This window comes from Furfurilactobacillus siliginis, from assembly GCF_001437435.1.
Lineage (GTDB): Bacteria > Bacillota > Bacilli > Lactobacillales > Lactobacillaceae > Furfurilactobacillus > Furfurilactobacillus siliginis.
In genome coordinates this window covers 44,629-45,194 of sequence record NZ_JQCB01000006.1, presented here as the reverse complement: position 1 = coordinate 45,194, position 566 = coordinate 44,629, and the positions used below count along the sequence as shown (strand labels likewise).

Sequence of the window (566 nt, the reverse complement as noted above, 5' to 3'; positions counted from 1 at the left end):
GTTGATGTGAACTACACGCTGACAGATATCAGTAAAGATGTGAACGTTAACGAATACGCAATTGACGTAACACCAACAGCTAACGCTAATGGTAATTACACGATCACGCCAGTTTCTGGTAAGTTGACGATTACGGCTAAGCCATTAGATCCAGCAACACCAAACACACCTGATAATCCAGCGAAACCTGGTAACCCAAGTGACAACGACCCGTTGAGCACATCAATTGTGATCAAGGGAGCCACGAAGGTTTATGACGGGGACGCAAGTACCGATCCAACCACCTACACGGTTGTTGGACCAACTGGTTACACAGACTTCGTCATTCCGGCATTAACAGCTGATGATTTCGACTTAAGTGGGATCAACAGCCAGAACGTTGGCAAGTATGTGGTTAAGTTGAGCGCTGCTGGAATCACGAAGATTCAAAACGCCAACACTAACTACAGCTTTACCGCTGCCGATATTCAAAGTGGTTTATACGTGATCACACCAGCACCAATTACGGTCACAGCCCCAACTGTAACTAAGGTTTACGATGGTAAGCCTTACGGAACCATTACCGG

1 protein-coding gene is annotated in these 566 nt (G+C 46.3%); it reads left to right on the top strand.

The window, feature by feature from the left end:
- On the top strand, positions 1–566 hold a 566-nt coding region (locus IV55_RS10410), incomplete at both ends, for an MBG domain-containing protein (protein WP_272946582.1).